This window comes from Streptomyces rapamycinicus NRRL 5491 (assembly GCF_024298965.1).
GTDB classification, from domain to species: domain Bacteria; phylum Actinomycetota; class Actinomycetes; order Streptomycetales; family Streptomycetaceae; genus Streptomyces; species Streptomyces rapamycinicus.
Genome location: NZ_CP085193.1, coordinates 5,168,287 through 5,194,225 on the forward strand (window position 1 = coordinate 5,168,287; position 25,939 = coordinate 5,194,225).

Consider the following 25,939-nt stretch of genomic DNA (forward strand, 5'->3'; position numbering starts at 1 on the left):
CCGAGTTACGGTCGGCAGTATGGAACCAGCCCGTATCGCCCTTGACCTCGACGCCTATCTGACGCGTATCGGCTGGGCGGGCGACCGTCGCCCCGCCCCCACCGTGGAGACGCTGCGGGCGGTGCACCGGGCGCACCTCACGTCCATACCGTTCGAGAACCTCGACCCCCTGCTCGGCTCGGCCCCCTCCCTCGCCGTCCCCGACCTCGAGGCCAAGCTGGTCCGCGGCCGGCGCGGCGGTTACTGCTATGAGCACAACACGCTGCTGACCGCCGCCCTCACCGCCCTCGGCTTCCGTGTCACCGGCCTCACCGCCCGGGTCCGGGTCGGAGCCGCCCCCGGAATGGTCCGTCCGCGCACGCACATGCTGCTGCGGGTCGGGATCCCGGGCGAGGAGCGGCGGTACGTGGCCGATGTGGGCTTCGGCAGCGTCGGCGGCCTCCTGGAGGCCGTGCCGCTCGTCGCCGGCACCGAGTTCCACGACGGCAGCCGCCGCCACCGCTATGTCCGCGAGCCGTACCCGGAGGGGCTGGAGGACCTGTGGGTGTTCCAGGCGTTCCTCGACGGCTCCTGGCAGGACCAGTACGCCTTCACCCGCGAGCCGTTCGAGGCGTCCGACTACGGGGTCATCAACTGGCACGTCGCCACCAACCCGCGCTCGCCCTTCCAGCACACCCTCCACGTCCAGCGCACCGCCCTGGACCGCCATCTCCTCCTGTCCGGGCGGACTCTCGTCGAGACCTGCTCCGACGGCAGCCGTAAGGAGCGCGAACTCGCCGACAACGGCCAGGTGCTGCGCGTTCTCGCCGCCGACTTCGGCATCGAACTGCCCCCGGGCACGGTCCTGCCGGACTGACGGCACAGGAGTTACCCGTGTGACTCTCCACACCGGCCCCGGTCATGGCACGATCATCCCGCTAATGGGCCGATGGGAGGGTGGCAGGGACGGATGGAACATGGGTAAAGACAAACTGTCCGTATCGGACCAGGATCTGTCGGATCTCATCAAAGACCTTGAGGGAATGCTCAGTTACCTCGAGGAACAGATCGAGCGTCTCGGCCATTTGAGGCAGTCGGTGGACCCCGACGACCACAAGGGCCCGGCCGCCGCCGCGTACAAGAAGCTGGAGCGCGACGCCTATACGGACGCCGTGCGGGTCAGGCAGCTGCTGACCCGTATCGAGGAGGTTGCCAAGGAGCACGGGGAGACCCCCGGGGAACGGTACGAGGAGCTGCGGACCCGCTTTCAGTCACTGCAGAAGCCGTCGTCGGAGAGGCCGTCCTCGGAGAAGCCGTAGCCGGAGTCCGGACGGGGGGCGTCCGGACGGCGGGCGTCCGGACCGCCGGTGTCGGGGCGGAGGGGGCGGAGTTCGCGGCTGACCAGGCGGTAGTAGTCGATCGCCTTGGCCATGCCGAGCGCACCGGCGGCCACGAAGACCAGGCCGATACCGGCGACCGTGCCGACGCTCTCCGTGCCGACGTCCGAGAAGACCGCGAACCCGCCCAGCGCCAGCCCCAGGCAGGTGAGCACGATGGACGGGCCCAGCCACAGGAGAGCGCCGCCGGAGACCCGCCAGTGCGGCAGCGACTGGGGGTCGCGCTCCAGTTCCGCCCAGTCGCGGAGGCACGCGCCCACGAAGACGTCGCGCCGGATGCCGGAGGCCACCCCGAGGCTGGAGGGGACCGTGGCGCCCAGGGCGAGACCCAGGAAGATCATGCCCAGGACGTGCTCGATGATCTCGCCCTTCACCAGGAACTGGAACCCCGAGACCGCGAGGCTCCACCCCAGCGCGAAGACGAGCGTGGACAGCCACAGCAGCAGCGCCCGGTGCGGTGCCAGGTACCACCGCGCCAGCGCCCCCATCGCCCGCGCGCGCTCATCGAGCAACCCGGCGCGGTCCTTCCACGGCCGCTCGTCCGGGGCGGGCGGCGGTGGCGGAAGCTCGTTGGGCGGCGTCATGGCGTCCTTCCTCATGGCACGCAGGGCATGCAGGGCATACAGGGCACTGCGGTGTACGCCGACGCAGTCTCTCAGCTCACGAGGGCAGGTCACTTGACCTTCTCACTTGTGTGAGGGTTTCACGATGTCCATCGAGCGGAGCCGAACCGCCGCACAGCCGAGCCGTACAGATGAGGTGAGCCCTGATGGACAACCAGCTCTTCGACTACAGCCCCATCGTCGAACGCGCCCCGATCCACTGGCCCGACGGCGCCCGGGTGGCCTTCTACGTCGGGCTGAACGTCGAGCACTACGAAGTTGACCGCCCCTCCACCAGTATCTTCCCCGACACCAGGGCGCTGGCGCCCGATCCGCTGAACTACGGGTGGCGGGACTACGGGCCCCGGGTCGGGATCTGGCGGCTGATCGAGAGCCTGGACCGGCACCAGGTGCGGGCGAGCGTGATGCTCAACTCGGATGTCGCCGAGCGCTACCCCCAGATCATCCGGGCCGGGCGGGAGCGGAACTGGGTGTGGGCGGCGCACGGCAAGAACAACTCGATCCTCCAGGCGGACATGTCGCCCGAGGAGGAGCGCGCCTACCTCACCGAGGTGATCGGCACCGTCGAGAAGGCCACCGGCCGCAGGCCGCGCGGCTGGCTGGGACCGGCCCTGACCGAGACCTTCCGCACGCCGGAGCTCCTGGCCGAGCTGGGGCTGCGGTACGTACTGGACTGGGCCAACGACGACCAGCCGTACCGGCTGAACGTGCCGGGCATGCTGAGCGTGCCGTATTCGATCGAGGTCAACGACATCCAGCTCTTCGTCGGCAAGAGCCCCAGCGGGCCGGAGTTCGTCCGCATCGTCAAGGACCAACTCGACCAGCTCTACGCGGACTCGGCCGGCAGCGGGCGGGTGATGTCACTCGTGCTGCACCCGTTCGTGATCAACCAGCCCTTCCGGCACAGGTACGTGGACCAGGCGCTGGAGTACGTGGTGAACCACCCCGGGGTGTGGGTGACGACCAGCGACGAGATCGCCGACCATTACGCCCGGACGGCGTGACGTCATGGGAAGCGGACGCTGACCGAGAGGCCGCCGTCCGGGTTGGCGTCCGCGGTGGCCTCGGCGCCGTGGGCCCGCGCGATGGACGCGACGATGGACAGGCCGAGTCCGGCGCCTTCCCCAGCGGTGTGCGTGCGCTCGTTCAGACGGCGGAACGGTTCGAAGAGCCGGTGGACGGTGTCCGCGGGGATCTCCGGGCCGGTGTTGGAGACCCGCAGTACCCGGCCGGTGAGCTGGACGCGGACGCGGCCGCCCTGGTGGTTGTACGCCACCGCGTTGGCGACGAGATTGCGGACCAGATGGGCGAGCAGGACCGGGTCGCCCGGAACCCTCAGCGGCTCCACGGTGGTCGTGACGGTGATCGCCCTTTCGCGGGCCTCGTCGGAGAACCCGGCGGTGACCACCGCGACCGTCTCGTTCATCTCGACGTCCTCGCGGCGCTGGACGCCCTGGTCGGTGGCGGCGAGCAGGAGAAGCGACTCGATGAGTCTTTCGCTGCTGTCCGCGGCCTTGATCAGCTCGGCCCGGATCCACGCCACGCGTTCGGGGTCGGCGTCGGCCAGGCCGATCTCGGCGGCGGCCCGCTGGACGGCCAGCGGTGTGCGCAGCTCGTGCGCGGCGTTCGCCGCGAACCGCTGCTGGGCCGTCACCAGCTGCTCCAGCCGGCCCAGCATCTGATCGAAGGTGTCGGCCAGCGCCTTGAGCTCCCCGGGCGGCCCCTTGAGGTCGATGCGCTGGTGGAGGTTCTCCCCGGAGAGCTTGCGCGCGGTGGCGGTGATGACACCGACCGGGCGCAGCACCCGGCCCGCCATCCACCAGGCCAGGAAGAGCGAGAGCACCGCGAAGACGCCGAGCGCGACGCCCGAGACGGTCAGCAGGCGGCTGAGGGTGGTGGCGGTGAGGGCCGCCACCGTCCGTGTCCTGGCCGCCTCGCCCACCTCGTTCGCCGGGACGACGGTGTACTCGTCCCCCCGTACGGAGCCGGGAGGGACTTCGTCGGGGTTCATCCGCGGCCCGCGCGGCACGGGGGTGACCGCCCTGCCGAAACGTGCGTCCAGGTCGTCCTGGACGAGTGCGTAGATGACACCGGCCAGGACGCCTCCGGCCAGCAGCAGGAGCCCTCCGTAGAGGGCGGTGAGACGGGCCCGCTCCGTGGTGGGAAGCAGTCGGCGCACCATCGCGGTCATGGGAAGCGGTCGGCGCGTCATCGCGGTCATGGGAAGCAGGCGGCGCGTCATCGCCCGGCCCGCCTGGAACCCGGGGTGGGGGCGATCCGGTATCCGGCGCCGGGTACGGTCTCGATCACCGGCGGGCCGCCGAGCTTGGTGCGCAGGCGGCTCAGGGCGACGCGCACGGGGTTGGTGTCGTACCCGGCGTTCTCCTCCCACACCTTCTCGATGAGGTCCTCGCCGCTGACGACGGCGCCGTTCGCGCGCATCAGCGTTTCGAGGACGGCGAACTCCTTGCGGGTCAGGGAGAGCGCCACGCCGTCCCGGTCGGCCTGCCGGCGGGCGGTGTCCAGGGTGATCCCGGCACGCTCGATCACCGGTGGCAGCGCGGGCTGGACGCGGCGGCCGAGCGCGAGCACGCGGGCGAGCAACTCCTCGTAGGCGAACGGCTTGGTGAGGTAGTCGTCGGCGCCGAGGCTCAGCCCCGCCACCCGCTCGGGAACGGTCACCGAGGCGGTGAGCATCAGCACCCGGGTGAGCAGGCCCTCGGCGACCAGGCGGCGGCACACCTCGTCGCCGTGCATACCGGGAAGGTCGCGATCGAGTACGAGGACGTCGTAGTCGCCGAACTGGAGCTTGCGCAGAGCGCTGACTCCGTCGAGAGCGATGTCGACCGTGATCGCGTCGCGACGCATACCGTCGGCGATCATCTCGGCGAGGAACGCGTTGTCTTCCACCACCAGAACACGCATGGCCCCTGTCTACCCGACGGGCGCCTTTCGCCGTTGTTACACGTGTCCGCGATGCCGCCCCGCGGTGGCGGGCGGGGCGCCCACGCGTCTGTAAGAGAAACGAAACAGCCCCATCGATCACTCTCCGAGCTGTCCGCAACCACGCGGTCGCCGCACGGTGCGCAGCACGGTGCGGCGACTCGTTCACGAGGAGAGAGAACCGTGCGGAACCACAGGCTCACCCTGACCCTGGCGGCCACCGTGGCCGGTCTGGCCCTGTCCTTGACCGGCTGCTCCGGCTCGTCCGACTCCGGCGGGTCCAAGGACTCGGCCTCGTCCGAGGACTCCGCCGCTTCGGGCGGGTCCGGCGGCTCGGGCGGCTCGGGCGGCTCGGGCGGCTCGGGCGGCTCGGGCGGCTCGGGCGGCTCGGGCTCGGACTCGGCCGCTTTCGACAAGGCCCAGAAGCTGCGCACGTGCCTGCGGGACAAGGGCATCGACGTTCCCGACCTCAAGCCCGGCGAGGACCCGCACTCGGCGACGCTCGGGCAGCCGGAGGGCACATCCGCGGAGAAGTGGTCCAAGGCGCTCAAGGACTGCGGCTCCGGCATGGCCGGGGGCGGCTCCGGCGGCGCCGCCGACCAGCAGGACTCGCTCGACCAGCAGGTCAAGATCGCCGAGTGCGTGCGGGGCAAGGGCTTCGACATGCCCGACCCGAAGCCCGGCCCCGACGGGGGCAACAAGGGCTTCCGGATCCCGAAGGGAGCCGACCCCGACAAGTTCCTCAAGGCCCTCAACGAGTGCGCGGCATGAGGCGGGCAGCCATCGTCGGATCGCTGGTGGCGGTCGCGGCCGTCATCGGCGGCGGCGTCGCCGTGACGGGACTGGCCCAGCCGCAGAAGGACGAATCCGGGCCGCGGCGGTCCCAGCTGCCCGCGACAACACAACCCGTCGAGCGCGGCGACCTGACCAGCAGCACCAGCGTCGACGGCACGCTCGGCTACTCCCAGGAACGCAAGCTGAACGCCGGGGCGTCCGGCACCCTCACCCGGGTGGCCCGCAGCGGCTCCACCGTCAAGCGGGACGGCCGTCTGTACGCCCTGGACGGCAAGGACATACGCCTGATGTACGGGAGCGAGCCGATGTACCGGACGCTGAAGAAGGGCGACACGGGCACCGACGTCAAGCAGTTGAAGGAGAACCTCGTCGAGCTCGGGTACGGCGGCGCCCTCGTGGCCGACGACGAGTTCACCGCGGGCACGACCGCGGCCGTCGAACGCTGGCAGGAGGACCACGGGCTGAAGGAGACCGGCCGGATCGGATCCGACCAGATCGCCTTCGCGTCCGGCCCACTGCGGGTGCAGAGCGTGAACGCGTCGGTCGGCGACGTGGCGGCGCCGGGCCAGAAGATCATGACCACCACCGGTTCCGACCGGGTCGTACGCCTCGAGGTCAAGGTCTCCGAGGCCGCGCTGGCCAAGCCGGACCACAAGGTGCGGGTGGAGTTGCCCGACGGAACCGTCGCCGACGGGACGGTCTCCTCCGTGGGCGAGGTCGCCACGACGGGGGACGACCCGGACGACAAGACCCCGAAGGTCGGCGTCACCGTCACCTTCGACGATCCCGGCGCGGTGGAGGGTGTCGACAAGTCCCCCGCCACCGTCAGGTTCACCGGCCGGACCCGCAAGGACGTGCTCAGCGTTCCGGTCAGCGCCCTGCTCGCTCTGGAGGACGGCTCGTTCGGCGTCCAGGTCGTCGTGGGCGGCAAGGCACACGAGGTCAAGGTGCGGCTCGGCATGTTCGCCCAAGGCCGGGTCGAGGTCTCCGGCGCCGGGCTGCGGGACGGTATGCGGGTCGGGGTGCCCACGACATGACCGCCCCTGACAACGCAGCCCGGACCGGACCCGTGGTGCGGCTGACGGGTGTGACCAAGGAGTACCCGGGCGGGGTCGTGGCCCTGCGCGGTGTGGATCTGACCATCGGCCGGGGCGAACTGGTGGCCATCGTCGGCCCGTCGGGGTCGGGCAAGTCGACCCTGCTGCACATCGTGGGCACCCTCGACCAGCCTACGGCCGGTTCGGTCACCATCGCGGGCCATGGCGCGGCCGGGCTCGGCGACCGCGGCCTGTCCGCGCTGCGCGCCCAGCACATCGGCTTCGTCTTCCAGGCGTTCCACCTCGTACCGGGCATGAGCGCGCAGGCCAACGTCGCCGAGGGGCTGCTCTACTCCGGTCTGCCGCGCGCCGAACGCCGCAGGCGCGCGGTTGAGACCCTGGAACGGGTCGGCCTCGGCGACCGGCTGAACCACCGGCCGCATGAGTTGTCCGGCGGTCAGAAGCAGCGGGTCGCCATCGCCCGTGCGGTCGTGGGCGAGCCCGATCTGCTCCTCGCCGACGAGCCGACCGGCGCGCTGGACTCCGCCTCCGGCGAGGCCGTCGTGGAACTCATCCACGAACTCAACGAGGAGGGCGCGACCATCGCGGTCATCACCCACGACACCGAGATCGCCGCCCGTCTGCCCCGGCAGGTGCGGATCCGCGACGGCGGCATCGTCCAGGACACCGCTCACGGCCATGGCCACGCGGGTACCCCCGGCCACGTACCGAGCGAGGCCCGGTGAGGCGGCGGGGGCCGGTGCTCAAACCGGCCCGTCTGACCCCGCTGGACATCCTGCACACCGGGATGGCCGGGATGCGCAACCGCCCGATGCGCGTGGTGCTGTCCGCTCTCGGGATCGCCATCGGTATCGCGACGATGATCTCGGTGGTCGGCATCTCCGCCTCCAGCAAGGAGAACCTCCTGCGGGAACTCGACAAGCTCGGCACGAACATGCTGGTCGTCACCCCCGGCACGGATCTGGTCACCCAGAAGCCGGCGCCGATGGCCGAGGACGCGGCAGGCAGGGTGGCCCGGATCGACGGCGTCGAGCACGTCGGCGCCACCGGTCTGCTGGATCACACCGTCCGCCGGTCGGAGAAGATCGACGACATGATCACCGGCGGTATCTCGGTCCAGAGCGCCACCGAGGACCTGCTGACCACCCTGCGGGGCAGCATGCGCAGCGGCACCTGGCTCAACGCGGCCACCGGCAAGTACCCCTCGGTGGTGCTCGGCGATGTCGCGGCTCGGCGCCTCGGCATCACCGAGCCCGGCCAGCGGGTCTACATCGACGACGAGTACTTCACCGTCCTCGGCGTCCTCGACGAACTGCCGTTGGCCCCCGAGATCGCCCGCTCCGCCCTGGTCGGCTGGGAGGTCGGACGGACACGACTCGGCTTCGACGGCCGGCCGACCACGATCTACGAACGCTCCGCCGACGGCAGGGTGGAACCGGTCCACAGCCTGATCCCGCGAACGGTCGACCCCCAAACGCCCCATAACGTCGAGGTCACCGACCCGTCGTCCGGGCTCCAGGCCAAGGCCGCCGCCGAGGGCGCCTTCAGCAACCTGCTGCTCGGACTCGGCGGGGTGGCCCTCCTGGTCGGCGGCGTCGGCGTCGCCAACACCATGATCATCTCAGTGCTGGAGCGCCGCTACGAGATCGGCCTGCGCCGCTCCATCGGCGCGACCCGAGGTCAGATCCGGGGCCAGTTCGTCACCGAGTCGCTGCTGCTGTCCGGACTCGGCGGTCTCGTCGGCATCCTCCTGGGCGCCGCCGTCACCGGCGGCTACGCGGCCGGCAACGGCATTCCCTGGGTGATCCCGCCGTGGACGATCGGCGGCGGTTTCGGCGCCACCCTCGTCATCGGCACCCTCGCGGGCCTCTACCCGGCGGTCCGCGCCTCCCATCTGTCCCCGACCCTCGCGCTCCACGCGACCTGATCCAGGCGGCCCCGCCATGGTGCGGGCGAGACATGTGACGACGACTCCTGGACTCCTAGCGGGTGAGGAGCTCCCGCAGCGCCTTGGCGATGTCGGCGGGTGCCTCCTCGGCCATGAAGTGGCCGTGGCCGACGGTGTGGTGCTCCAGATCGTCGGCCCAGGCGCGCCAGAGCGCCGCCGCGTCATAGCCGAGGGCGGCGCCCCAGTCCTGCTGGATGACGGCGAGCGGCATCGTCAGCCGGCGCCCGGCGTCCCGGTCGGCCCGGTCGTGCTCGACGTCGACACCGGCGGAGGCCCGGTAGTCGGCCACGATCGACGGCACCGCGGCGCGGCAGGCGTCCAGATAGGCGGTACGGACCTCGGCGGGGATGGCCCGCGGGTCGCCCACCCACAGGTCGAGGAAGTGGCCGAAGAAGTCGTCGGGGCAGGCGGCGATCATCCGCTCGGGCAGCCCCGGGGGCTGCGCCATCAGAAAGAGGTGGAAGCCGACGGCGGCGGTGGTGCCGTGCAGCACGTCCCACATGTCGAGGGTCGGCAGCACGTCCAGGCAGGCGAGATGGGTGACCGTCGCCGGGTGGTCGAGGCCCGCCCGGAAGGCGACCAGGGCGCCGCGGTCATGACCGGCCAGCGCGAAGCGGTCATGACCGAGCGCGCGGGCCAGGGCGACGATGTCGGCGGCCATGGTGCGCTTGGCGTAGGCGGCGGGGTCGGCGTCGGTCTCCCCGTCGGCATCGGCCGCCGGTTTGTCGCTCGCGCCGTAGCCGCGCAGATCGGGGCAGATCACGGTGTGATCGGCCGCGAGGTCGGCGGCCACGTGCCGCCACATGAGGTGGGTCTGCGGGAAGCCGTGCAGCAGGACGACGGGGCTGCCGGAGCCCGCGACGGCCACGTTCAGGGACACGCCGTCGGCGACGGGGACGCGGCGGTAGTCGAAGCCGGGAATGACAGGGGCCATGGGTGAGCGCGCTTTCTGTGGAGGATCCGGGCGACCGGACGATACCGGGCGACCGGACTGGATGACTGGACGACCGGATGACCGGATGACCGGATGACGTGGGCAACCAGTAGGTGACCAGGTGACTGTCAGCCTCCCGGGTGCGGATGAGCATCCGATCAGCGCGCTACCGTGACCGCATGCGGGTCGGTTTCGGGGTGCTGGGGCCGGTGGTGGCCTGGGACGCGGACGCCGGCGGGCGCGCGATCGCGCTCAAAGGTCCACGGCACCGCGAGGTGCTGGCCCGGCTGATCGTCGCCCGCCGCCGTGTCGTACCCGTCTCCCGGCTGATCGAGGACCTGTGGGCGGAGCCGCCACCGGGCGCGGTGGGCGCGGTGCGTACGTTCGTGGCCGCGCTGCGCCGCGCGCTGGAGCCGCAGCGCCCGCCGCGCACCCCGGCCCGGCTGCTGGTCACCGAGGGCCCCGGGTACGCGCTGCGGGCCGATCCGGACGCGGTGGACGCCTGGCGCTTCGAACGGGACGTGGCCGCCGCCGCGACCCTGCCGCCGGACGGTGCGCTGCCCCGGCTGGAGGAGGCGCTGAGCCGGTGGCGCGGACCCGCGTACGCGGAGTTCGCCGACGAGGGCTGGGCCCGGGGCGAGCGCTCCCGGCTGGCGGAGCTGCGGCTGCACGCCGTCGAGCGGCAGGCGGAGGCCCGGCTGGCGCTGGGCCGGGCCGCCGAGGCGGTGCCGGACCTGGAGGCGCATCTGGCCGAGCACCCCTGGCGCGAGGGCGCCTGGCGGGCGCTGGCCCTCGCGCTGTACCGCACCGGACGCCAGGGCGACGCGCTGGCGGTACTGCGCCGGGCCCGCTCCCTGCTGGTCGAGCAGCTGGGCGTGGACCCCGGCCCGGAGCTGCGCCGCCTGGAGACGGACATCCTCGGCCAGGCGCCCCACCTCGACCCCGCCGCGGCGCGGGGCGGCGCGGCGGCCCAGGTGTGGGCGGACGCGACCGCCGCGTACGACCGCGCCGTGGCCTCCGGCGCCCGCACCCGCCTGGAGTCGACGGCCGCCCTGCTCCGCGACCTCTCGATGACCGGTGGCGGCGGCCTGCTGACGGCCCGCCGACAACGCGTGACGGCCGTGGCGGCGGCGGAAGAACTGGGCGACCCCGAACTGACCGCCCGCGTCATCGGCGCCTACGACGTCCCCGCGATCTGGACCCGCCTGGACGACCCCGAACAGGCGGCATCGATCGTAAGGACAGCCGAACGCACGTTGGCCGCGCTCGCGGCCGGTTCCGGGCCGGTCGGCCATGACGCGATCCGCGCCCGGCTGCTGGCGACGATCGCCGTCGAGTCGCGCGGTGGGCGGTCCGAGCGGGGGCGGCAGGCGGCTCGGCAGGCCGAGGAGATCGCCCGGCGGCTGGACGATCCCGGGCTGCTGGCATTCGCGCTGAACGGCGTCTTCATGCAGAGCTTCGAGCGCGCGGGGCTGGCGCCGCGCCGGGACGCGACCGGGGCCGAGCTGATCGCCCTCGCGGCGCGGCACGGGCTGGTCGCCTTCGAGGTGCTCGGCCATCTCATCCGGCTCCAGGCCCGCGGCGCGCTCGGGGACTTCGCGGCGGCCGACCGGCACGCGGCCGCCGCCGAGCGGCTGGGCGAGCGCCATGAGCGGCCGCTGGTGGGGGTGTTCACCGCGTGGTACCGGGCGCTGCGGCTGGCCGCGACGGGACGGGCGGCCGAGGCAGTGGTCGAGGTCGCGGACGAGGCTGTGGCCGAGACCACGGACCAGGCGGTGGTCGAGACCGCGGACCAGGCGGCGGCCGAGGCCACGGACCGGGCGGCGGCCGAGGTCGCGGACGAGGCCGCGGTCGAGGCGGCCTACCGGGACGCCGCCGCGCGGCTGGACGGCGCCGGGATGCCCGGCCTGGAGCGCGGCCTGCCACAGCTCGCGCTGCTCTGTCTGCGCGTGGAGCGGGGGCGCCCCGCCCCGACCGACGCGGACCTCGACTGGGGGCCGTACGCGCCCTGGGCCCGCCCGCTGGTGCTGCTGGCCCAGGACCGCCGCGCCGAGGCCGCGGCGGCGCTGCGCGAAGTCCCGGAGCCGCCCCGCGATCTGCTGCTGGAGGCGCTGTGGTGTCTCACCGGGCAGGCGGCCATCGCCGTCGGCGACCGGGAGACGATCGCGCGCGCCCACGCGGCGTTGACCCCGGCGGCGGCCGAGCTCGCCGGGGCGGGCAGCGGTCTGCTCACCCTGGGCCCGGTCTCCCGGCACCTGGCCGATCTGGCCGAGGCCCTGCGGTGAGGCCGCGGCCTCGCGCCGGACGGCTCTTTCCCCTCCCCGCCCCTTCCCGATACCAGGGGCTCCGCCCCTGGACCCCAGGATCTGGGGCGGAGCCCCGGTTTCGGGATCTGAGGCGCAGCCCCGGCCCGGGGTCTGGGGCGGAGCCCCGGGCCAGAGCCTGAGGCGGACCCCCGGCCCAGAGCCTGAGGCACAACCCCGGCCCAGAGCATGAGGCGGACCCCCGACCCGGGATCTGGGGCGGACCCCCCGCCCGGGGGCTGGGGCGGACCCCCGGCCCAGAGCCTGAGGCACAACCCCGGCCCAGAGCCTGAGGCGGACCCCCGACCCGGGGGCTGGGGCGGACCCCCGGGCCGGGGTCTGGGGCGGAGCCCCGGTTTCGGGAAGGGGCGGGGAGGGGAGCAGCCCGCCGCGGGCGTCAAGATCCGCCGCACGCCCCTAGCCTCCGTTCGCTACCACCTCGAAGCGCCAGCGGTGAACCGCACGCCGCGCCAAGTCCTCCCCCGGCTCGGGGAGTTCCGGCAGGCCCTGGGTGTCGTAGGCGCCGTCCCACCACGTGATGACGAGGACGCGGTCCTCGGGTGCGCGGAAGGTTTCGCGGCGGAGCGGGGGCGGGTCGAGGGTCTGGTGGGTGGCCCAGGCCAGGAGTTCCTCGCCCTTTCCGGCCACGGCCCGGGCTTCCCACATCAACGCGACGGTCATGCGTACAGGTTCTTCCGGCTCAGCTCGTGCACATGGTCGTGGGAGTGGGAGTTGGAGTGGGAGTGCGCGTCCGGGTCCGGGACGTGTGGGTCGGTCACCGGGAGGGACGAGTCGGCCGACAGGTCCCACGCCGACGCCGACCGCCCCCGCGCCACCATCTCCGCGCCGAGCGCCGCGACCATCGCCCCGTTGTCCGTGCACAGCTTCGGCCGCGGCACCCGCAGGGTGAGGCCCGCGTCCTCGCAGCGGCGTTCGGCCATCGCCCGCAGCCGGGAGTTGGCGGCGACGCCGCCGCCGATCATCAGGTGCTCCACGCCCTCGTCCTTGCAGGCGCGGACGGCCTTGCGGGTCAGCACGTCCACGACCGCCTCCTGGAAGGAGGCCGAGACATCGGCGATCGGGACCTCCTCGCCCGCCGCCCGCTTCGCCTCGATCCAGCGGGCGACGGCGGTCTTCAGCCCCGAGAAGGAGAAGTCGTACGCGGCGTCCCGAGGGCCGGTCAGCCCGCGCGGGAAGGCGATCGCGTCCGGGTCGCCCTCGCGGGCGATGCGGTCGATGACGGGCCCGCCGGGGAAGCCCAGGTTCAGCACCCGGGCGATCTTGTCGAACGCCTCGCCCGCCGCGTCGTCGATGGTCGAGCCGAGCGGGCGGACGTCGGCGGTGATGTCGGGCGCGAGGAGCAGCGACGAGTGCCCGCCGCTCACCAGCAGCGCCATCGTCGGCTCGGGCAGCGGACCGTGCTCCAGCTGGTCGACGCAGATGTGGGAGGCGAGGTGGTTGACGCCGTAGAGCGGCTTGCCGAGGGCGTAGGCGTACGCCTTGGCGGCCGAGACGCCGACCAGCAGCGCGCCCGCGAGCCCGGGGCCCGCGGTGACGGCGATGCCGTCGAGGTCGGAGGCGGCGACCCCGGCCTCCTTCAGCGCGCGCTGGATCGTGGGGACCATCGCCTCCAGATGGGCGCGGCTGGCGACCTCCGGGACCACCCCCCCGAAGCGGGCGTGCTCGTCCACGCTGGAGGCGACGGCGTCAGCGAGGAGGGTGTGGCCGCGGACGATGCCGACGCCGGTCTCGTCGCAGGAGGTCTCGATGCCGAGGACGAGGGGTTCGTCAGCCATGGGTCTCGGTTCCTTGTACTGATGGGGTCGCGGGGTTCGCGGGGTTGGCCGTGTGCGCGGTGGACGCCGTGTTCGCCGTGGGTTCGATGGACTCGCCGGGCTCGCCGGGCTCGCCGTTCGCGGTCGTCGCGGCGCTCGCCGTCACCGCACTCGCCGTCGCCGGGTCGGCCAGCCGCATGACCAGGGCGTCCACATTGCCGGGCTGGTAGTAGCCCTTGCGTATGCCGATGGGTTCGAAGCCGAAGCGCTCGTACAGCCGCTGGGCGCGGGCGTTGTCCACCCGCATCTCCAGCAGTACCTCACGGCACTCGAACGCGGTGGCGGCCGTAAGGAGGTCGGTGAGGAGGCGGGCGCCGAGGCCGGTGCCCCACTGGTCGCGGGCGGCGGCGATGGTCTGGACGTCGCCGGTGCGGTCGACGGCCGCGAGCCCGGCGTACCCGACCAGCCGGGGCCCGTCCTCCGCCACCACATAGTGGCGGGTGGCGTCCCGGCCCCGGGCGTGCGCGAGCTCGGACCAGAACATCCCCCGCGACCAGGCGTCCTCGGGGAACAGCTCCTCCTCGAGCTCCATCACCCGTTCCAGGTCCCACCAGCGCATCTCGCGCAGGGTCACGGTCGTGCCGGTGCCGGTCACTTCGGGGTGACCACCTTGTAGTTGGCGGGCACCTTGGCGTCGGGGCGGCGCAGATACAGCGGCCGGGGCGGCGCCAGTTCCTCGCCGCGCGCCAGCTTCTCGGCGGCGAGCGCGGCGAGCGCCCCGGCCGACTGGTGCTCCGGCATCCCGGGCGGTACGTCGGCGAAGGCCGCCGGGTAGAGCAGCGCGCCCGCGCCGACAGCGGGCAGCCCGGCCACCCGCTCGGCGAGCTCGGCGGGGTGGTCGACGGCGGGCTCGGTGACGCGGGTGCGGGCGTCGTCGTAGCGCGCCCAGTAGACCTCCTTGCGCCGCGCGTCCGTGGCCACGACGAAGGGGCCTGCCAGACCGGCCTGCCCGGCGGCGTACGCGATCCCGTCCAGCGTGCACAGCCCGTGGACGGGGAGATCGAGCGCCGACCCGAAGGTGGCCGCGGTGACCAGGCCGACGCGCAGTCCGGTGTACGGGCCGGGGCCCACGCCGACGACGATCTCCGTCACCGCGCCCAGCTCGGTGCCCGCGGCTTTCAGCGTCCGGTGGACGGCGGGCAGCAGGAGTTCGCCGTGGCGCCGGGCGTCCACGTCGGAGGACTCGGCGATCACTGCGGAGCCGTCGTGCAGGGCGACGGTCACGGCGGGGGTGGCGGTATCAAGAGCGAGCAACAGCACGAGAACAGCCTACGGCGCGCCGGGAGGTCGTTCTTTCGTACCGGCGTCGGTACCGGTACTGGAACCGAAGCCGGTACCGGCTTTCGTACCGGCCTCGGTACGCGCTTTCGTACCGACGGTGGAACAGCTCGGTCACCGGACGCCCGGAGCGCGGCCGGGCGGCGGGCGCCGGTGCTACCGTCACCGTAAGTGCGTACGGGCCGTCAGCACGTACTGACCGCAGGAGAGGGAAGCCGCCGTGCCAAGGAGCAGTACCGGGCCAGCTGTGGCCGTACTCACCGCCGCCGCGCTGGGCGTCGTCGGGTTCCTCGGCTACCAGGCCGCCGCGACCGCGCCCGACCATCCGACCCAGGCCCGGCCAGGGTCGCACTCCGCCGAGTCCAAGAAGAAGGACAAGGACGACGCGGGGTCGAAGAAGAAGTCCACCGCCCTTCCCGCCCGCTCCGGCACCGGCGTACGGGTCGTCTACGCCCTCGGCGACAAGCGGGTCTGGCTGGTCGGCGCCGACGGCAGGGCCGGCCGCACCTTCGAGGTGGGCCCGAGCCCGGCCAGCCCCACGCCGGGGACCTACACGGTGACCTCGCGCAACAAGGGCGGGGTCGGATCGGACGGAGTGCAGGTCGAGCACGTCGTCGTCTTCCACTCGGAAGGGGGGGTCGTGTTCGGTTTCAGCGCGGCGGTGGACGGGTCGATGCCGGACCCGAACGCGCGCAAGCGGACCGGGGCCGTCCGGGAGAGCCGGGCGGACGGTACGGCGATGTGGGAGTTCGCACAGGTCGACATGAAGGTGGTCGTCGTCCCCTAGCGGACCCCGGCCCGGGTCAGACCTGGCCGACGTACCCGGATGACGCGGCCGGCCGAGGCAGCCGTGTGCGGCTACGCCGCGTCCCGCTCCTCGTCATCCGCCTGGGGGTCATCCGCCTCGGGCTCGACGGAGGCCGGGGTCTCCTCCTCGGCCGGCCGAGGGGGCGTCGAGACCGCGCTCGCCGCCGCACACGCCGCCAGGAGCTCCGACATCGACGGTGACCGGTCGTCGCGCGCGGCGCCGGTCCCGGCCACAGGGTCGTGGGCCGACATGGATGCCTCCTGAGGGTCCTGGGGCAGTCGAGCGGAGTTAGGTAGACCTAACCCACGCTTTCTCCCACCATGTGACCACGGGTGATGCCCGGAATGCAACAGCATGCCGACGGCTTGTCGGAAACTACGCGGCATCTGCACGCGAGCTCTACCTGCGGCTTGACCGTTTGACCGGGCAGCGCTGCCCGGCGGCACAACCCCCAAGGGCACTACCCCGCGAGGGCGGCACGGCCCCCAAGGGCACTACCCCGCGAGCGACGCCAGGTCCTCCGCCGCCCAGCGGGTGCCCACGCCCGTCACCACCACGTCCCGTACGTCGTCCACGTCGGCGGCCATCGTGTCCGTGACGGCCATGTCGCTGCCCACGGTCCGCTGGATCACCACATGCAGCCGGTCCTCCGCCAGCCCCTCGACCTTGCCCTCGCCCCACTCCACGGCCACCACCGAATCGGGCAGGGAGACATCGAGGTCCAGGTCCTCCATCTCGTCGAGGCCGCCGTTCAGCCGGTAGGCGTCGACATGGACCAGCGGCGGGCCGTCGCCCAGCGAGGGGTGCACCCGGGCGATCACGAAGGTGGGCGAGGTAACGGCGCCCCGGACGCCGAGGCCCTCGCCGAGGCCCCGCGTCAGGGTCGTCTTGCCCGCGCCGAGTTCACCGGTGAGCAGCACCAGATCGCCGGGGCGCAGCAGCTTGGCGAGTCTGCGGCCCAGGTCCCGCATCTGGTCGGGAGAGGTGACGGTGATGCGCGTGCCTACGTCCATACTCGCCGATGGTACGGGCCCGAAAAGCCCGCCGCGGACCAGCGTGCGGCCACCCCGAACGCCCCGCCCGGACCGCCGGAACGGCCGGGCGGGGGCACCGCTCGTCAGCCCGTCACGCCCCGCCCCGCCCGGTCGCCGATCCCGTCCACCGACCGGATGAGCAACTCCGTCAGATGGCCGTTGACCACCTCCGGATGCTCGAGGATCACCAGATGCCCGGCCTCCTCGAGGATCACCAGCTCAGCGCCGGGAAGCAGCTCCGCGATCGCCTCGCTGTGTTCCATCGGGGTGATGAGGTCCTTGTCGCCCGCGAGCACCAGCAGCGGCATGCCGTCGAAGTGCGGCAGCGCCGCCGCCTTGTCGTGGGCGATGAACGCCGGGTAGAACTCCGCGACCACATCGATCGGCGTGGCCTCGATCAGCCGCTCGGCGAACCGCGCGACCCCCGGATCCACGTCCTTCGAGCCGAACGAATAGCGCTTGATCAGCCCCGCGAACAGATCCGCGGTCGCCCGCCGCCCGCGCTCCACCAGGTCGGCCTGCCAGCCCAGCGCCTTCAGCAGCCCGGGCAGCACCCGCCGCACCGCGTTCACCCCGACCACCGGGAGGCCGAAGCTGACCTCGCCAAGACGGCCCGCCGAGGTGCCGATGAAGGCCGTGCCGATCACGCGCTCGCGGATCAGGTCGGGGTACTGCGCGGCCAGCGCCATCATCGTCATGCCGCCCATGGAGTGGCCGACGAGCACCAGCGGCCCCTCGGGCGCCGTCGCGTCGATCACCGCCTTCAGATCGCGGCCGAGCTGGTCGATGCTGATCGCCTCGCCGTCCGCCTGGGCGCAGCCGCGCGCCGAGCGGCCGTGGCAGCGCTGGTCCCAGTAGACGGTGCGGACCACCTCGCGCAGCGCGGAGCGCTGGAAGTGCCAGGAGTCCTGGGCGAGGCAGTAGCCATGACTGAAGATCATGGTGACGGGGGCGGGGGCGCGGCGCCCGAACCGCCGCTTGCGCCGGGGCGAGGGCGCGGCGGCGTTCTCCCGCATCTCCTCGACCTCGTAGTAGAGCTCGGTGCCGTCGTCGGCGACCGCCGTCCCCGGGGTGCCGCGCAGCGTGCCGTACGGGCCCTCGGCGTCCAGGGCGAGCCGCGCCTTGCGCCGTACGCCCCGGCCGACCGTCAGCCGCTCGAGCGCGACGCCCGCCGCCGCCCCCGCCGCCAACACACCGATCGCGGCACCCGCGAATCCGGCGCCCCGGCGCCAGCTCACGGCTGTGGCCCCCGCCGCGACTCGTGTCGCCATCTCTGCCGTGCTGACGGCCGTGGTCTCGTCGCCCATGGTCAGTTCCCTGTGCCCCCGTCCTCATCTACATAAACGCGGGGAATACGGGCCGAGATCCTGGTCACGATCTCGTAGCCGATCGAGCCCACGGCCCGCGCCCAGTCCTCGACGGTCGGCTCGCCCCGGTCCCCCGGACCGAACAGCACCGCCTCGTCCCCCGGGGCGGCGGTGTCGCCGCCCAGATCCACGACGAACTGGTCCATGGCGACCGTGCCCGCGATGGTCCGCCACTTTCCCGCGACCAGTACCGGGCCGGTGCCCGAGGCATGGCGCGGGATGCCGTCCCCGTAGCCGACGGGCACCAGCGCGAGGGTCGTCTCGCCGGGGGTCACATAGCGGTGCCCGTAGGAGACGCCGTGACCGCCCGGCACCCGCTTCACGGAGGCGAGCGCGGCGGACAGCGTCATCACCGGGCGCAGCCCGAAGTCGGCGGACGTGCCGAGTTCGGGGCTCGGGCAGATGCCGTAGGTGGAGATGCCGGTCCGGACGAGGTCGAAGTGGGAATCGGGCACGGTCAGGGTCGCCGGTGAGTTGGCGATGTGACGCACCTCCGGCCGCAGCCCCGCCTGTTCGGCGTGGGCGATCACCTCGCGGAAGACCGACAGCTGCGCCGCGATGGACGGATGGCCCGGCTCGTCCGCGCACGCGAAGTGGGACCACAGCCCCGTCACCCGGATGGCCCCTTCCGCCTCGGCGGCGCGCGCCTCGGCGACCAGGGCGGGCCAGTCGGCGGGCTGGCAGCCATTGCGGCCGAGCCCGGTGTCCGCCTTCAGGTGCAGCCGCGCGGTACGCCCGCACGCGCGGGCCGCGGCGACGGCCTCGCGCAGCGCCCACAGCCCGCTGGCCGAGACGTCGATGTCCGCCTCGATGGCCCGCCGCCAGGGGCCGCCGGGCGTCCACAGCCAGCACATCAGCCGGCCCGTGTCCCCCGCCGCCCGCAGCGCGAACGCCTCCTCGGGCGTGGCCGCGCCCAGCCAGTCCGCGCCCGCCGCGCGGGCGGCGCGCGCGCACGGGACCATGCCGTGGCCATAGGCGTCCGACTTGACCACGGTCATCAGCTCGGCCGTGGGTGCCGCGGCGCGCAGCGCCCTCACGTTGGCCCGTAGGGCGGCCAGATCGACCACGGCACGGGCGCGCATCGGTGTCTCGTCCATCTCCGTCAGTCTCTCAGGCCCGTCCCCCGACCGGAGTGTGCGCTTCTGCGCTTCTGCGCTTCTGCGCACGGAGTGCCTCGCTTCCACGCAAGGAGTGCCCTCAGTTCGGGAGACTATGGGCATGAGGATTGCCTACAGCGTCGAGACCGTACGGGCCGCCGAGCGCGAACTGATGGCACGGCTGCCCGAAGGAGCGCTCATGCAGCGCGCGGCGGCAGGACTCGCGGCCGCGTGCGCCGATCTGCTGGGCCGGGTGTACGGCTCCCGGGTGGCCCTGCTCGTCGGCAGCGGCGACAACGGCGGCGACGCGCTCTACGCGGGCGCCCGCCTGGCCCGCCGAGGCGCGGGCGTCACGGCGGTACTGCTCAACCCCGACCGGGCCCACGGGGGCGGCCTCGCCGCTCTGCGGGCGGCGGGCGGACGAGTGGTCGCCGTTGGCGGCGGAAGCGAGGCGAACGGTACCGCCGAGGCGGCCGTCGCGCGCGCCGATCTCGTCGTCGACGGCATCGTCGGCATCGGCGGCAAGGGCGGGCTGCGGCCCGACGCGGAGCGGCTGGTCCGGGCGGTGCGCGGGATCGTCGTCGCCGTGGACCTGCCCAGCGGGGTCGACGCCGACACCGGCGAGGTGCGCGGCTCCGCCGTACGCGCGGACGCCACGATCACCTTCGGCACGTACAAGCCGGGGCTGCTCATCGACCCCGCCCGCACCCACGCGGGCGCCCTGCGGCTGGTCGACATCGGCCTGGACGCCCACCTCCCGGCCGACCCCGACGTGGAGGCGCTGCAGCACGAGGACGTGGCGGCGCTGCTGCCCCGGCCGTCGGCGGAGAGCGACAAGTACCGGCGCGGTGTGGTGGGCGTCGTCGCGGGCTCCGCCCGCTACCCGGGCGCGGCCGTGCTGGCCGTCTCGGGCGCGCTGCGGGGCGGCGCCGGGGCCGTGCGCTACGTCGGCCCCGGGGCCGACACCGTCATCGCACGCTTCCCCGAGACCCTCGTCCACTCCGGGCCCCCGGCCAAGGCAGGCCGGGTCCAGTCGTGGGTCGTCGGCCCCGGCCTCGGCGACGGCGCGGCGGCCCGGCACTCCCTGGAGGACGTCCTCGCCTCCGATGTCCCGGTCCTGGTCGACGCCGATGGGCTCCACCTGCTGCCCACCGGCAGCGACCTGCGCAAACGCGAGGCGGCCACGGTCCTCACCCCGCATGCGGGCGAGGCGGCGGCGCTGCTCGGCGTGAGCCGCGAGGAGGTCGAGGCGGGCCGGCTGGCCGCCGTAAGGGCGCTGTCCGAGCGCTACGGCGCGACGGTACTGCTGAAGGGGTCGACCACGCTGATCGCCGCCGAGCACCAGCCGGTACGCGTCAACCCCACCGGCGTCGGCTGGCTGGCCACGGCGGGCAGCGGCGATGTGCTGTCCGGCCTGATCGGCTCCCTGCTCGCCACAGGCCTCCCCGCCCGCGACGCGGCCTCGGCCGGCGCCTACCTCCACGGCCTGGCCGCCCGCCGCACCACGGCCCCGCACGGCGCACCCATCGCGGCGTACGACGTGTCGACGGCGCTGACGGACACGTGGCGGGACGTGCTGGCCTGAGGGGTGCGATGGGTGCGGGTGCGTTGGTCCGCTGGGTGCGGGTGCGTGGACGGTGCGCCGGGGATGCGTGGGTGGTGCCGGTGCGGGTACTGGTGCGGGTGCGTGGGTGGTGTGCCCGCTGTTCGTGGTGGGTGCCGGGGGCGGGGCCTGCGGGGCGGCGCCCTGGACCGCACATTTACGGCGCCATTGACCGGGGGCTTGCGTGGGCCGGAGATCGGCGCCACAAATATGCGTGAGCGTCCAGGACACCACCCCTCCGACCCCACCCCCTCCCGCCTCGTCGGCGGCCACCCGCCGGTGGCCCAGACCCTGGCCAGGTGCCCGGTCGCCCGGTGACGCGAGCGCCGGGCCGATCAGCATGCATGCCTACTCGCCCGCGCCAAAGGGACTGTGCAGCCCATCGTCTCCGGCCAGCTCGCTGCCCTCGCCGAAGCCCTGGACGGCCGTTACGGCAAGGACGGGCAAGCTCTGTGCGGCGCTGCGGCGGACCTCTTCCAGCTTGCCGGTGAGCTGGCTTTCGACGGCAACCGGTATACCGATGCAGCGGCTTCGTACACGCTCGCCGCGTCAGCCGGTAAGGAGGCAGGGTCGTTCGATCTCTGGGCTTGCGCTCTCATTCGGCATGCGTACGTCGACGTGTACGAGCGTCGCTACCGGGAGGCCGCGGGCATCTTGTCGGTCGCTGAGCGCATCGCTCGCCGAGGGGACAGTTGCCTGTCGACACGACATTGGGTCGCTGCGGTACAGGCTGAGGCGTTCGCGGGGCTGGGAGATCTGACCGCGTGCGAAAGTGCACTCGAGCAGGCCGAGAAGGTCGCGGACATGACCGGATCGGCACAGAACGGCGGATGGCTCCGCTTTGATGGCTCCCGGCTCGCGGAGGAGCGCGGCGCTCGGTATGTCCAGCTGGGTCGACTCGACCTCGCTGAACAGGTGCTTCAGAGCGCCCTTCGGCAAGGTGCCCTGGCAGAGGGCCAGTCCTTTCGGCGCCGAGGTGCCGTGCTCGCGAATCTGGCCGCCATCGGCGTCAAGCGCAAGGACCCGGAGCAGGTTGTCGTCTATGCCCGCGAGGCGATCCACCTGGCACGTGAATCTTCCTCCGGTTACGTCGCTCGTAGACTCCAGGCCCTGCGTATGGACTTCGGCTCCCTCGCTCGCGATGTGCGGGTTGCCGAGTTGGATGCCGAGATCAAGGCACTGAGCGTGAACTGACGAAAGGGGCAGGGATGTCGCGGACCGAGGGTGCCCGGCTGTTCCGGGAGGCGTGGATCGCGGGGGTGCGGCGGCACTTTCCCGGGGAGCCCAAGCCGGGTTATGTGACCCCCTGGGAGGAGACCCCGGAGTGGGAGCGGGCGGCTGCCGGGGCGGTGTACGAGCAGGTGAGGCAGTTCCTGGAGGTGAGCGAGGGGCACGCCGGGCGACTTACGCGGGAGCAGAAGGGGCGCTTCGTCGCTACGTGCTGGACCGCGCAGATGTACCGGCACTTCGAGGACCCGAAGCCCGGGTACGTCGCCGGCTGGCCGGACCTTCCCGGCTGGCAGCAGGAGACGGACGCGGACATCTTCGAGGCGATCGAGAAGGACGTCAGCTGACGCGCGTCCTCGCTTCGCCCTTGTCGTACAGCCGGCCTGTGAAGAGCTTGCTCAGGTCCTGGCCGAACAGGGCGGTGAACCGCGGTGGACCACGGGAGGATGGCCGCCAATGATGCGGAGGGGCGGGTCGCAGGCCCCGCCCCTCCCCCGGCCGACCCTGATGTGGAGGCGTTGCAGCACGAGGACGTGGCGGCGCTGCTGCCCCAACCCTCGGCGGAGAGCGGCAAGTACCGGTGCGGCGTGGCGGGACGTGCTGGCCCAAGAGTTCCGCGGGGTCCGCTGGGTGCGGGTGCGTGGTCTGACGGGTGCGGGTGCGTGGGTGGTGCGCCCGCTGTTCGTGGTGGGTGCCGGGGGCGGGGCCTCCGGGGCGGCGCCCTGGACCGTATATTTACGGCGCCATTGACCGGGGGCTTGCGTGGGCCGGAGATTGGCGCCACAAATACACGTAAGCGTCCAGGACACCACCCCTCCGACCCCACCCCCTCCCGCCTCGTTCGCGGCTATCCACCGGTGGCGGGTGCGGCCCCGCCGTCTCACGGCTGTCCGGACGGTGCCCCCAGGTCCAGGACCATCACGTCGTGCAGCACCGCGCCCTCCCACGGGTGGGCCTCCCCCACCTTGCGGTACCCCCACGACCGGTACGCGGCCTGCGCGGCCTCGACGTCCGGCCGTGCGTTCAGCAGTACGCGCTCGGCCGTGGTGTCGGCGAGCACCGCTTCGTGCATCCGGCGTGCCACCCCCAGTCGGCGCCACGGGGCCCGTACGGCGAGCTCCATGAGCCCGAACGTCCGCCGCCCGTCCTCGCGACGCAACTCGTCGCTCACCGGTGTGATGAGCCGGTCCCACCAGCCGGTGCTCGGGCTCAGCGGATAGCCATAGGCGATGCCGACCGGCTCACCGTCGCCCGTGCGGGCGAGTGCGGCCGAGAAGGTCTTCTTGCGGACCTGCGAACGGAACCGCCGGAAGTTCGCGTCGACCGAGTCCGAAGTCTTGTCGTATGGCGGTTCGGCGAACGCCTCGGCATAGACCAGAGTGAACGCGTCCTCGGCCTGCGCCGCAGCAGCGCCATCCATGCGCTCGACTGTGATCGTCTCTGGCGTCGTCATCGGTCGCCCCCTCTCGTTGTCTCGCGGATGCGCTCCACGGTGTCTCGCGCAGCGGGAACATCGGCGCGCACGGCGATCCGCTCGAATGCATGCAGGCGACGACGCAACTTCTCCGAGGACACCCCGTTACAAGCGTCGAGTACGCCCATCATCTCGTGGCACGCCTCTTCCACCTCGTTCGTGTCGAACAGCGTCTGCGCGAGTCGGGCCCGGTACCAGGCGGTGTTACGGGTGTAACCACCGCCGAGACCGGCAACCGCCGAGCGCAGGAACGGGACGGCCCGCATGAGCTGCCCTTTCCCGGTGTAGTAGGCCGCCGTCGCGTAATCCACCTCGACAGGGCCAGCGAACCGCGCCCACCTCGGTACGTCCGTGTCCGTGTCCGTACGCCCCTGGTAGGAAACGGCTCGGCTCAGCGCACGGCCTGCACTGACCGAGTCGCCCGCGTGCGTCGCCGCACTGGCCTCGCGCAATGAGATCACCAAATGCACCGTGGCACCCGCGCCTGCCCGGCGGGCAAGGCTGTAACCGTTCTCGACAGCCGATGCCGCCTCCCACATGCGGCCCGTATCGGCGGAAAGCAGGGAAAGCGTATTGAGCGCGCGAACCTGCAAGAGGGGCTCGTCGATAAGCTGTGCCGCCGTCATCGCCTCCATGCAGGCGGCGCGAGCCTGTTCAGGAGGCCCACCGTCGTATCCGAACCAGGCGCGGTGACAAGCGAGTTCACAGAGCATGGTGTGAAGGTCACGGCCTACTCTGCCAATGTAGGCGCTGCTGTTGAGTACATGCGTGATCTTCCGCTCCAACTGTTCAGCACGTGCCTTCGCGGGAATGCCACCGGCCCGGTGATCGACGGCATAGAGGTCAGCCAGTCGTGTTCGGAACGCCGTCACCTCACTCGCACCGACACGCGACCCTTGCTGATTCGGGAAGACCGCCGCCGCCGCGATCGCACCCGACCCCGTGACAAACGCTCGACGCTTCACCTCTCCATCGTCGCCGATCCTCTCGACAGTCGAATAGCGATGCGACGGGACATCGAATCCCATCTCGGCAAGCGGAAGCCCGAACATCGCCTCCAATACTGCCTGTTGGCCCGGGTGCGGTAACGGCGGTGGCGACTCGCTCTCCCACCGCCGGAGCTGGCGGACGCTCACCGAGGCGTCGATGCCCAGCCGGGCGGCTTCACGGGCGAATGCGGAAACGAAGCTCACCTGCGTGTATCCCGCCGCGCAGCGCAGCGATGCCAATGTGCCGAGCATCCTGTCTGCCATCCGCATCCCCCACCACGCGCGAACCGTCCCCTCACCATAGCGACTCAGTACATCCGGCATACGCGGAAACGTCCGCCCAAACGTCCGGTCACAGATCGCCCGCGGGGCCCGACGAAACGGTGGACTTGCACAAGACACCCGCGACGTTGTGGGACGTCCGGGGGCGTGGCCCACCAGCTGACAGGAGCTGATGAACATGAACCACTTTATGGCCAATGCCCTCGAATGGGTGAGAGCGGTTCTCGCGCCTCTCCGGGAGGCCGCCGGATGAACACGATGACCGGCCTGCGACTACTCCCCTGGTCCGACCAGGAGGGCAGGCCGTGCTATCTGACATCGGACAGAGACGAAAGTCCCCTGAACCGACGAGCGGACCAGATCGAGGCACTCCAACTGTCCATGGGGACGGAGCTCCTCGGCCACGCCCGGGCCCTGCTGGAGGACCACAAGGCAGACGCAAGAGAGCTCCGCTTCCTGGCGGACCGACTCTGTGAGGCACTACGCGACGCACTGCGGGTAGCCGAGAGCAGAGGCAGACGACTGCCCGTCCACAACGAGGACGGCGACCAAGACGCGCCCACCGGCGGATAGCCGCGAACGAGACGGGAGGGGGCGGGGCCGGAGGGGTGGTGTCCTGGACGCTTACGTGTATTTGTGGCGCCAATCTCCGGCCCACGCAAGCCCCCGGCCAATGGCGCCGTAAATATACGGTCCAGGGCACCGCCCCGGAGGCCCCGCCCCCGGCACCCACCACGAACAACAGGCGCGTCAGCCGCCATCGGCGTCAAGCGCAAGGACCGCAAGCAGGTTGTCGTCTACGCCCGCAAGGCGATCCACCTGGCGCGGGAATCATCCTCCGGTTACGTCGCCCGCCGCGCCAGGTCTGCGGGTGGGCTGGTGGTTCCCAGTAGACCAAGGTGGCGCCGTCCACGGACGGCGCGCGCCACCTGGGGTGGTCACAAAAGGCTCGTCCGGGGCCGCGT

Annotated in this window: 26 protein-coding genes and 1 pseudogene; 13 read left to right on the plus strand and 14 right to left on the minus strand. The window is 72.3% G+C overall.

Features of this window, described 5'->3' with window-relative positions; genetic code table 11:
• The first annotated feature begins 34 nt into the window (after positions 1 to 34).
• Positions 35 to 856, plus strand: a complete 822-nt coding sequence (locus LIV37_RS21350) for an arylamine N-acetyltransferase family protein (RefSeq protein ID WP_121825349.1) — start codon at positions 35 to 37, stop codon at positions 854 to 856.
• A 100-nt stretch (positions 857 to 956) separates the two neighbouring features.
• The gene (locus tag LIV37_RS21355; protein WP_121824662.1) at positions 957 to 1,298 is read left to right on the plus strand and encodes a hypothetical protein; all 342 of its coding nucleotides are present in this window, start codon (positions 957 to 959) and stop codon (positions 1,296 to 1,298) included.
• Here the strand turns inward: LIV37_RS21355 and LIV37_RS21360 are convergent.
• Positions 1,247 to 1,960 carry a hypothetical protein gene (locus LIV37_RS21360; RefSeq protein ID WP_020869197.1) on the minus strand — a complete coding sequence of 238 codons (714 nt, stop codon included), beginning with the start codon at positions 1,958 to 1,960 and terminating at the stop codon, positions 1,247 to 1,249. The genes LIV37_RS21355 and LIV37_RS21360 overlap by 52 nt on opposite strands.
• A gap of 185 nt (positions 1,961 to 2,145) precedes the next feature.
• Here LIV37_RS21360 and LIV37_RS21365 point away from each other — a divergent pair, with 185 nt between their 5' ends.
• On the plus strand, positions 2,146 to 3,003 hold the full coding sequence (locus LIV37_RS21365) for a polysaccharide deacetylase family protein (protein ID WP_020869198.1): 858 nt from the start codon (positions 2,146 to 2,148) through the stop codon (positions 3,001 to 3,003).
• Between the two features lie 2 nt (positions 3,004 to 3,005).
• On the opposite strand, the gene LIV37_RS21370 is transcribed toward LIV37_RS21365, so the two are convergent.
• Positions 3,006 to 4,211, minus strand: coding sequence for a sensor histidine kinase (locus tag LIV37_RS21370; RefSeq protein ID WP_243146309.1), 1,206 nt, complete (start codon positions 4,209 to 4,211; stop codon positions 3,006 to 3,008).
• 26 nt (positions 4,212 to 4,237) lie between these two features.
• Positions 4,238 to 4,924, minus strand: coding sequence for a response regulator transcription factor (locus LIV37_RS21375; protein WP_020869200.1), 687 nt, complete (start codon positions 4,922 to 4,924; stop codon positions 4,238 to 4,240).
• A gap of 201 nt (positions 4,925 to 5,125) precedes the next feature.
• Here LIV37_RS21375 and LIV37_RS21380 point away from each other — a divergent pair, with 201 nt between their 5' ends.
• The 4 genes from LIV37_RS21380 to LIV37_RS21395 all read left to right on the plus strand — a co-directional run bounded on the left by LIV37_RS21380 (position 5,126) and on the right by LIV37_RS21395 (position 8,722).
• Positions 5,126 to 5,713: a hypothetical protein gene (locus tag LIV37_RS21380; RefSeq protein WP_020869201.1), complete on the plus strand. Its 588-nt coding sequence runs from the start codon at positions 5,126 to 5,128 to the stop codon at positions 5,711 to 5,713.
• The gene (locus tag LIV37_RS21385; protein WP_020869202.1) at positions 5,710 to 6,774 is read left to right on the plus strand and encodes an efflux RND transporter periplasmic adaptor subunit; all 1,065 of its coding nucleotides are present in this window, start codon (positions 5,710 to 5,712) and stop codon (positions 6,772 to 6,774) included. Before LIV37_RS21380 ends, LIV37_RS21385 begins: the two co-directional genes overlap by 4 nt.
• Entirely contained in the window at positions 6,771 to 7,520 is a 750-nt protein-coding gene (locus tag LIV37_RS21390; protein WP_121824661.1) for an ABC transporter ATP-binding protein, read from the plus strand. Before LIV37_RS21385 ends, LIV37_RS21390 begins: the two co-directional genes overlap by 4 nt.
• Positions 7,521 to 7,582: 62 nt before the next feature.
• Positions 7,583 to 8,722: an ABC transporter permease gene (locus LIV37_RS21395; protein ID WP_121825347.1), complete on the plus strand. Its 1,140-nt coding sequence runs from the start codon at positions 7,583 to 7,585 to the stop codon at positions 8,720 to 8,722.
• Positions 8,723 to 8,777: 55 nt separating this feature from the next.
• Here LIV37_RS21395 and LIV37_RS21400 read toward each other — a convergent pair whose 3' ends face one another.
• Positions 8,778 to 9,677, minus strand: a complete 900-nt coding sequence (locus LIV37_RS21400; protein ID WP_020869205.1) for an alpha/beta fold hydrolase — start codon at positions 9,675 to 9,677, stop codon at positions 8,778 to 8,780.
• A 179-nt stretch (positions 9,678 to 9,856) separates the two neighbouring features.
• On the opposite strand from LIV37_RS21400, the gene LIV37_RS21405 reads away from it, so the two are divergent.
• Positions 9,857 to 11,962: an AfsR/SARP family transcriptional regulator gene (locus LIV37_RS21405; protein WP_121824660.1), complete on the plus strand. Its 2,106-nt coding sequence runs from the start codon at positions 9,857 to 9,859 to the stop codon at positions 11,960 to 11,962.
• A gap of 435 nt (positions 11,963 to 12,397) precedes the next feature.
• Here LIV37_RS21405 and LIV37_RS21410 read toward each other — a convergent pair whose 3' ends face one another.
• Genes LIV37_RS21410 through tsaB form a run of 4 tightly spaced genes read right to left on the minus strand, consistent with a single transcriptional unit; the run spans position 12,398 to position 15,075 of the window.
• On the minus strand, positions 12,398 to 12,661 hold the full coding sequence (locus LIV37_RS21410; RefSeq protein WP_020869206.1) for a hypothetical protein: 264 nt from the start codon (positions 12,659 to 12,661) through the stop codon (positions 12,398 to 12,400).
• Positions 12,658 to 13,776, minus strand: a complete 1,119-nt coding sequence (tsaD, locus tag LIV37_RS21415) for a tRNA (adenosine(37)-N6)-threonylcarbamoyltransferase complex transferase subunit TsaD (protein ID WP_020869207.1) — start codon at positions 13,774 to 13,776, stop codon at positions 12,658 to 12,660. Before tsaD ends, LIV37_RS21410 begins: the two co-directional genes overlap by 4 nt.
• On the minus strand, positions 13,769 to 14,374 hold the full coding sequence (gene rimI / locus LIV37_RS21420) for a ribosomal protein S18-alanine N-acetyltransferase (protein WP_121825346.1): 606 nt from the start codon (positions 14,372 to 14,374) through the stop codon (positions 13,769 to 13,771). Before rimI ends, tsaD begins: the two co-directional genes overlap by 8 nt.
• 32 nt (positions 14,375 to 14,406) lie before the next feature.
• Positions 14,407 to 15,075, minus strand: coding sequence for a tRNA (adenosine(37)-N6)-threonylcarbamoyltransferase complex dimerization subunit type 1 TsaB (gene tsaB / locus LIV37_RS21425; RefSeq protein ID WP_020869209.1), 669 nt, complete (start codon positions 15,073 to 15,075; stop codon positions 14,407 to 14,409).
• 265 nt (positions 15,076 to 15,340) lie between these two features.
• On the opposite strand from tsaB, the gene LIV37_RS21430 reads away from it, so the two are divergent.
• Entirely contained in the window at positions 15,341 to 15,880 is a 540-nt protein-coding gene (locus tag LIV37_RS21430; RefSeq protein ID WP_020869210.1) for a hypothetical protein, read from the plus strand.
• Between the two features lie 71 nt (positions 15,881 to 15,951).
• Here the strand turns inward: LIV37_RS21430 and LIV37_RS21435 are convergent, their stop codons facing one another.
• The 4 genes from LIV37_RS21435 to alr all read right to left on the minus strand — a co-directional run bounded on the left by LIV37_RS21435 (position 15,952) and on the right by alr (position 19,399).
• Entirely contained in the window at positions 15,952 to 16,152 is a 201-nt protein-coding gene (locus tag LIV37_RS21435) for a hypothetical protein (protein WP_020869211.1), read from the minus strand.
• A gap of 243 nt (positions 16,153 to 16,395) precedes the next feature.
• Positions 16,396 to 16,914: a tRNA (adenosine(37)-N6)-threonylcarbamoyltransferase complex ATPase subunit type 1 TsaE gene (gene tsaE / locus LIV37_RS21440; RefSeq protein WP_020869212.1), complete on the minus strand. Its 519-nt coding sequence runs from the start codon at positions 16,912 to 16,914 to the stop codon at positions 16,396 to 16,398.
• A 104-nt stretch (positions 16,915 to 17,018) separates the two neighbouring features.
• Positions 17,019 to 18,242: an alpha/beta fold hydrolase gene (locus LIV37_RS21445; protein WP_020869213.1), complete on the minus strand. Its 1,224-nt coding sequence runs from the start codon at positions 18,240 to 18,242 to the stop codon at positions 17,019 to 17,021.
• Positions 18,243 to 18,244: 2 nt separating this feature from the next.
• Entirely contained in the window at positions 18,245 to 19,399 is a 1,155-nt protein-coding gene (alr, locus tag LIV37_RS21450) for an alanine racemase (protein WP_020869214.1), read from the minus strand.
• 121 nt (positions 19,400 to 19,520) lie between these two features.
• Between alr and LIV37_RS21455 the strand changes: the two genes are divergently transcribed.
• From LIV37_RS21455 to LIV37_RS21465, 3 genes and pseudogenes are all read left to right on the plus strand, one after another.
• On the plus strand, positions 19,521 to 20,984 hold the full coding sequence (locus LIV37_RS21455) for a bifunctional ADP-dependent NAD(P)H-hydrate dehydratase/NAD(P)H-hydrate epimerase (RefSeq protein ID WP_020869215.1): 1,464 nt from the start codon (positions 19,521 to 19,523) through the stop codon (positions 20,982 to 20,984).
• Between the two features lie 369 nt (positions 20,985 to 21,353).
• Positions 21,354 to 22,196 (plus strand): annotated as a pseudogene (locus LIV37_RS21460) (transcriptional regulator); the annotation flags it as partial.
• A 14-nt stretch (positions 22,197 to 22,210) separates the two neighbouring features.
• The gene (locus LIV37_RS21465; RefSeq protein WP_020869217.1) at positions 22,211 to 22,576 is read left to right on the plus strand and encodes a hypothetical protein; all 366 of its coding nucleotides are present in this window, start codon (positions 22,211 to 22,213) and stop codon (positions 22,574 to 22,576) included.
• 533 nt (positions 22,577 to 23,109) lie between these two features.
• Here the strand turns inward: LIV37_RS21465 and LIV37_RS21470 are convergent.
• The gene (locus tag LIV37_RS21470; protein ID WP_020869218.1) at positions 23,110 to 23,682 is read right to left on the minus strand and encodes a GNAT family N-acetyltransferase; all 573 of its coding nucleotides are present in this window, start codon (positions 23,680 to 23,682) and stop codon (positions 23,110 to 23,112) included.
• Positions 23,679 to 25,016, minus strand: a complete 1,338-nt coding sequence (locus LIV37_RS21475; RefSeq protein ID WP_243146184.1) for an NsdA family TPR-like regulatory protein — start codon at positions 25,014 to 25,016, stop codon at positions 23,679 to 23,681. Before LIV37_RS21475 ends, LIV37_RS21470 begins: the two co-directional genes overlap by 4 nt.
• A 207-nt stretch (positions 25,017 to 25,223) precedes the next feature.
• Between LIV37_RS21475 and LIV37_RS21480 the strand changes: the two genes are divergently transcribed.
• On the plus strand, positions 25,224 to 25,547 hold the full coding sequence (locus LIV37_RS21480) for a hypothetical protein (protein ID WP_020869220.1): 324 nt from the start codon (positions 25,224 to 25,226) through the stop codon (positions 25,545 to 25,547).
• The last annotated feature ends 392 nt before the right edge of the window (positions 25,548 to 25,939 follow it).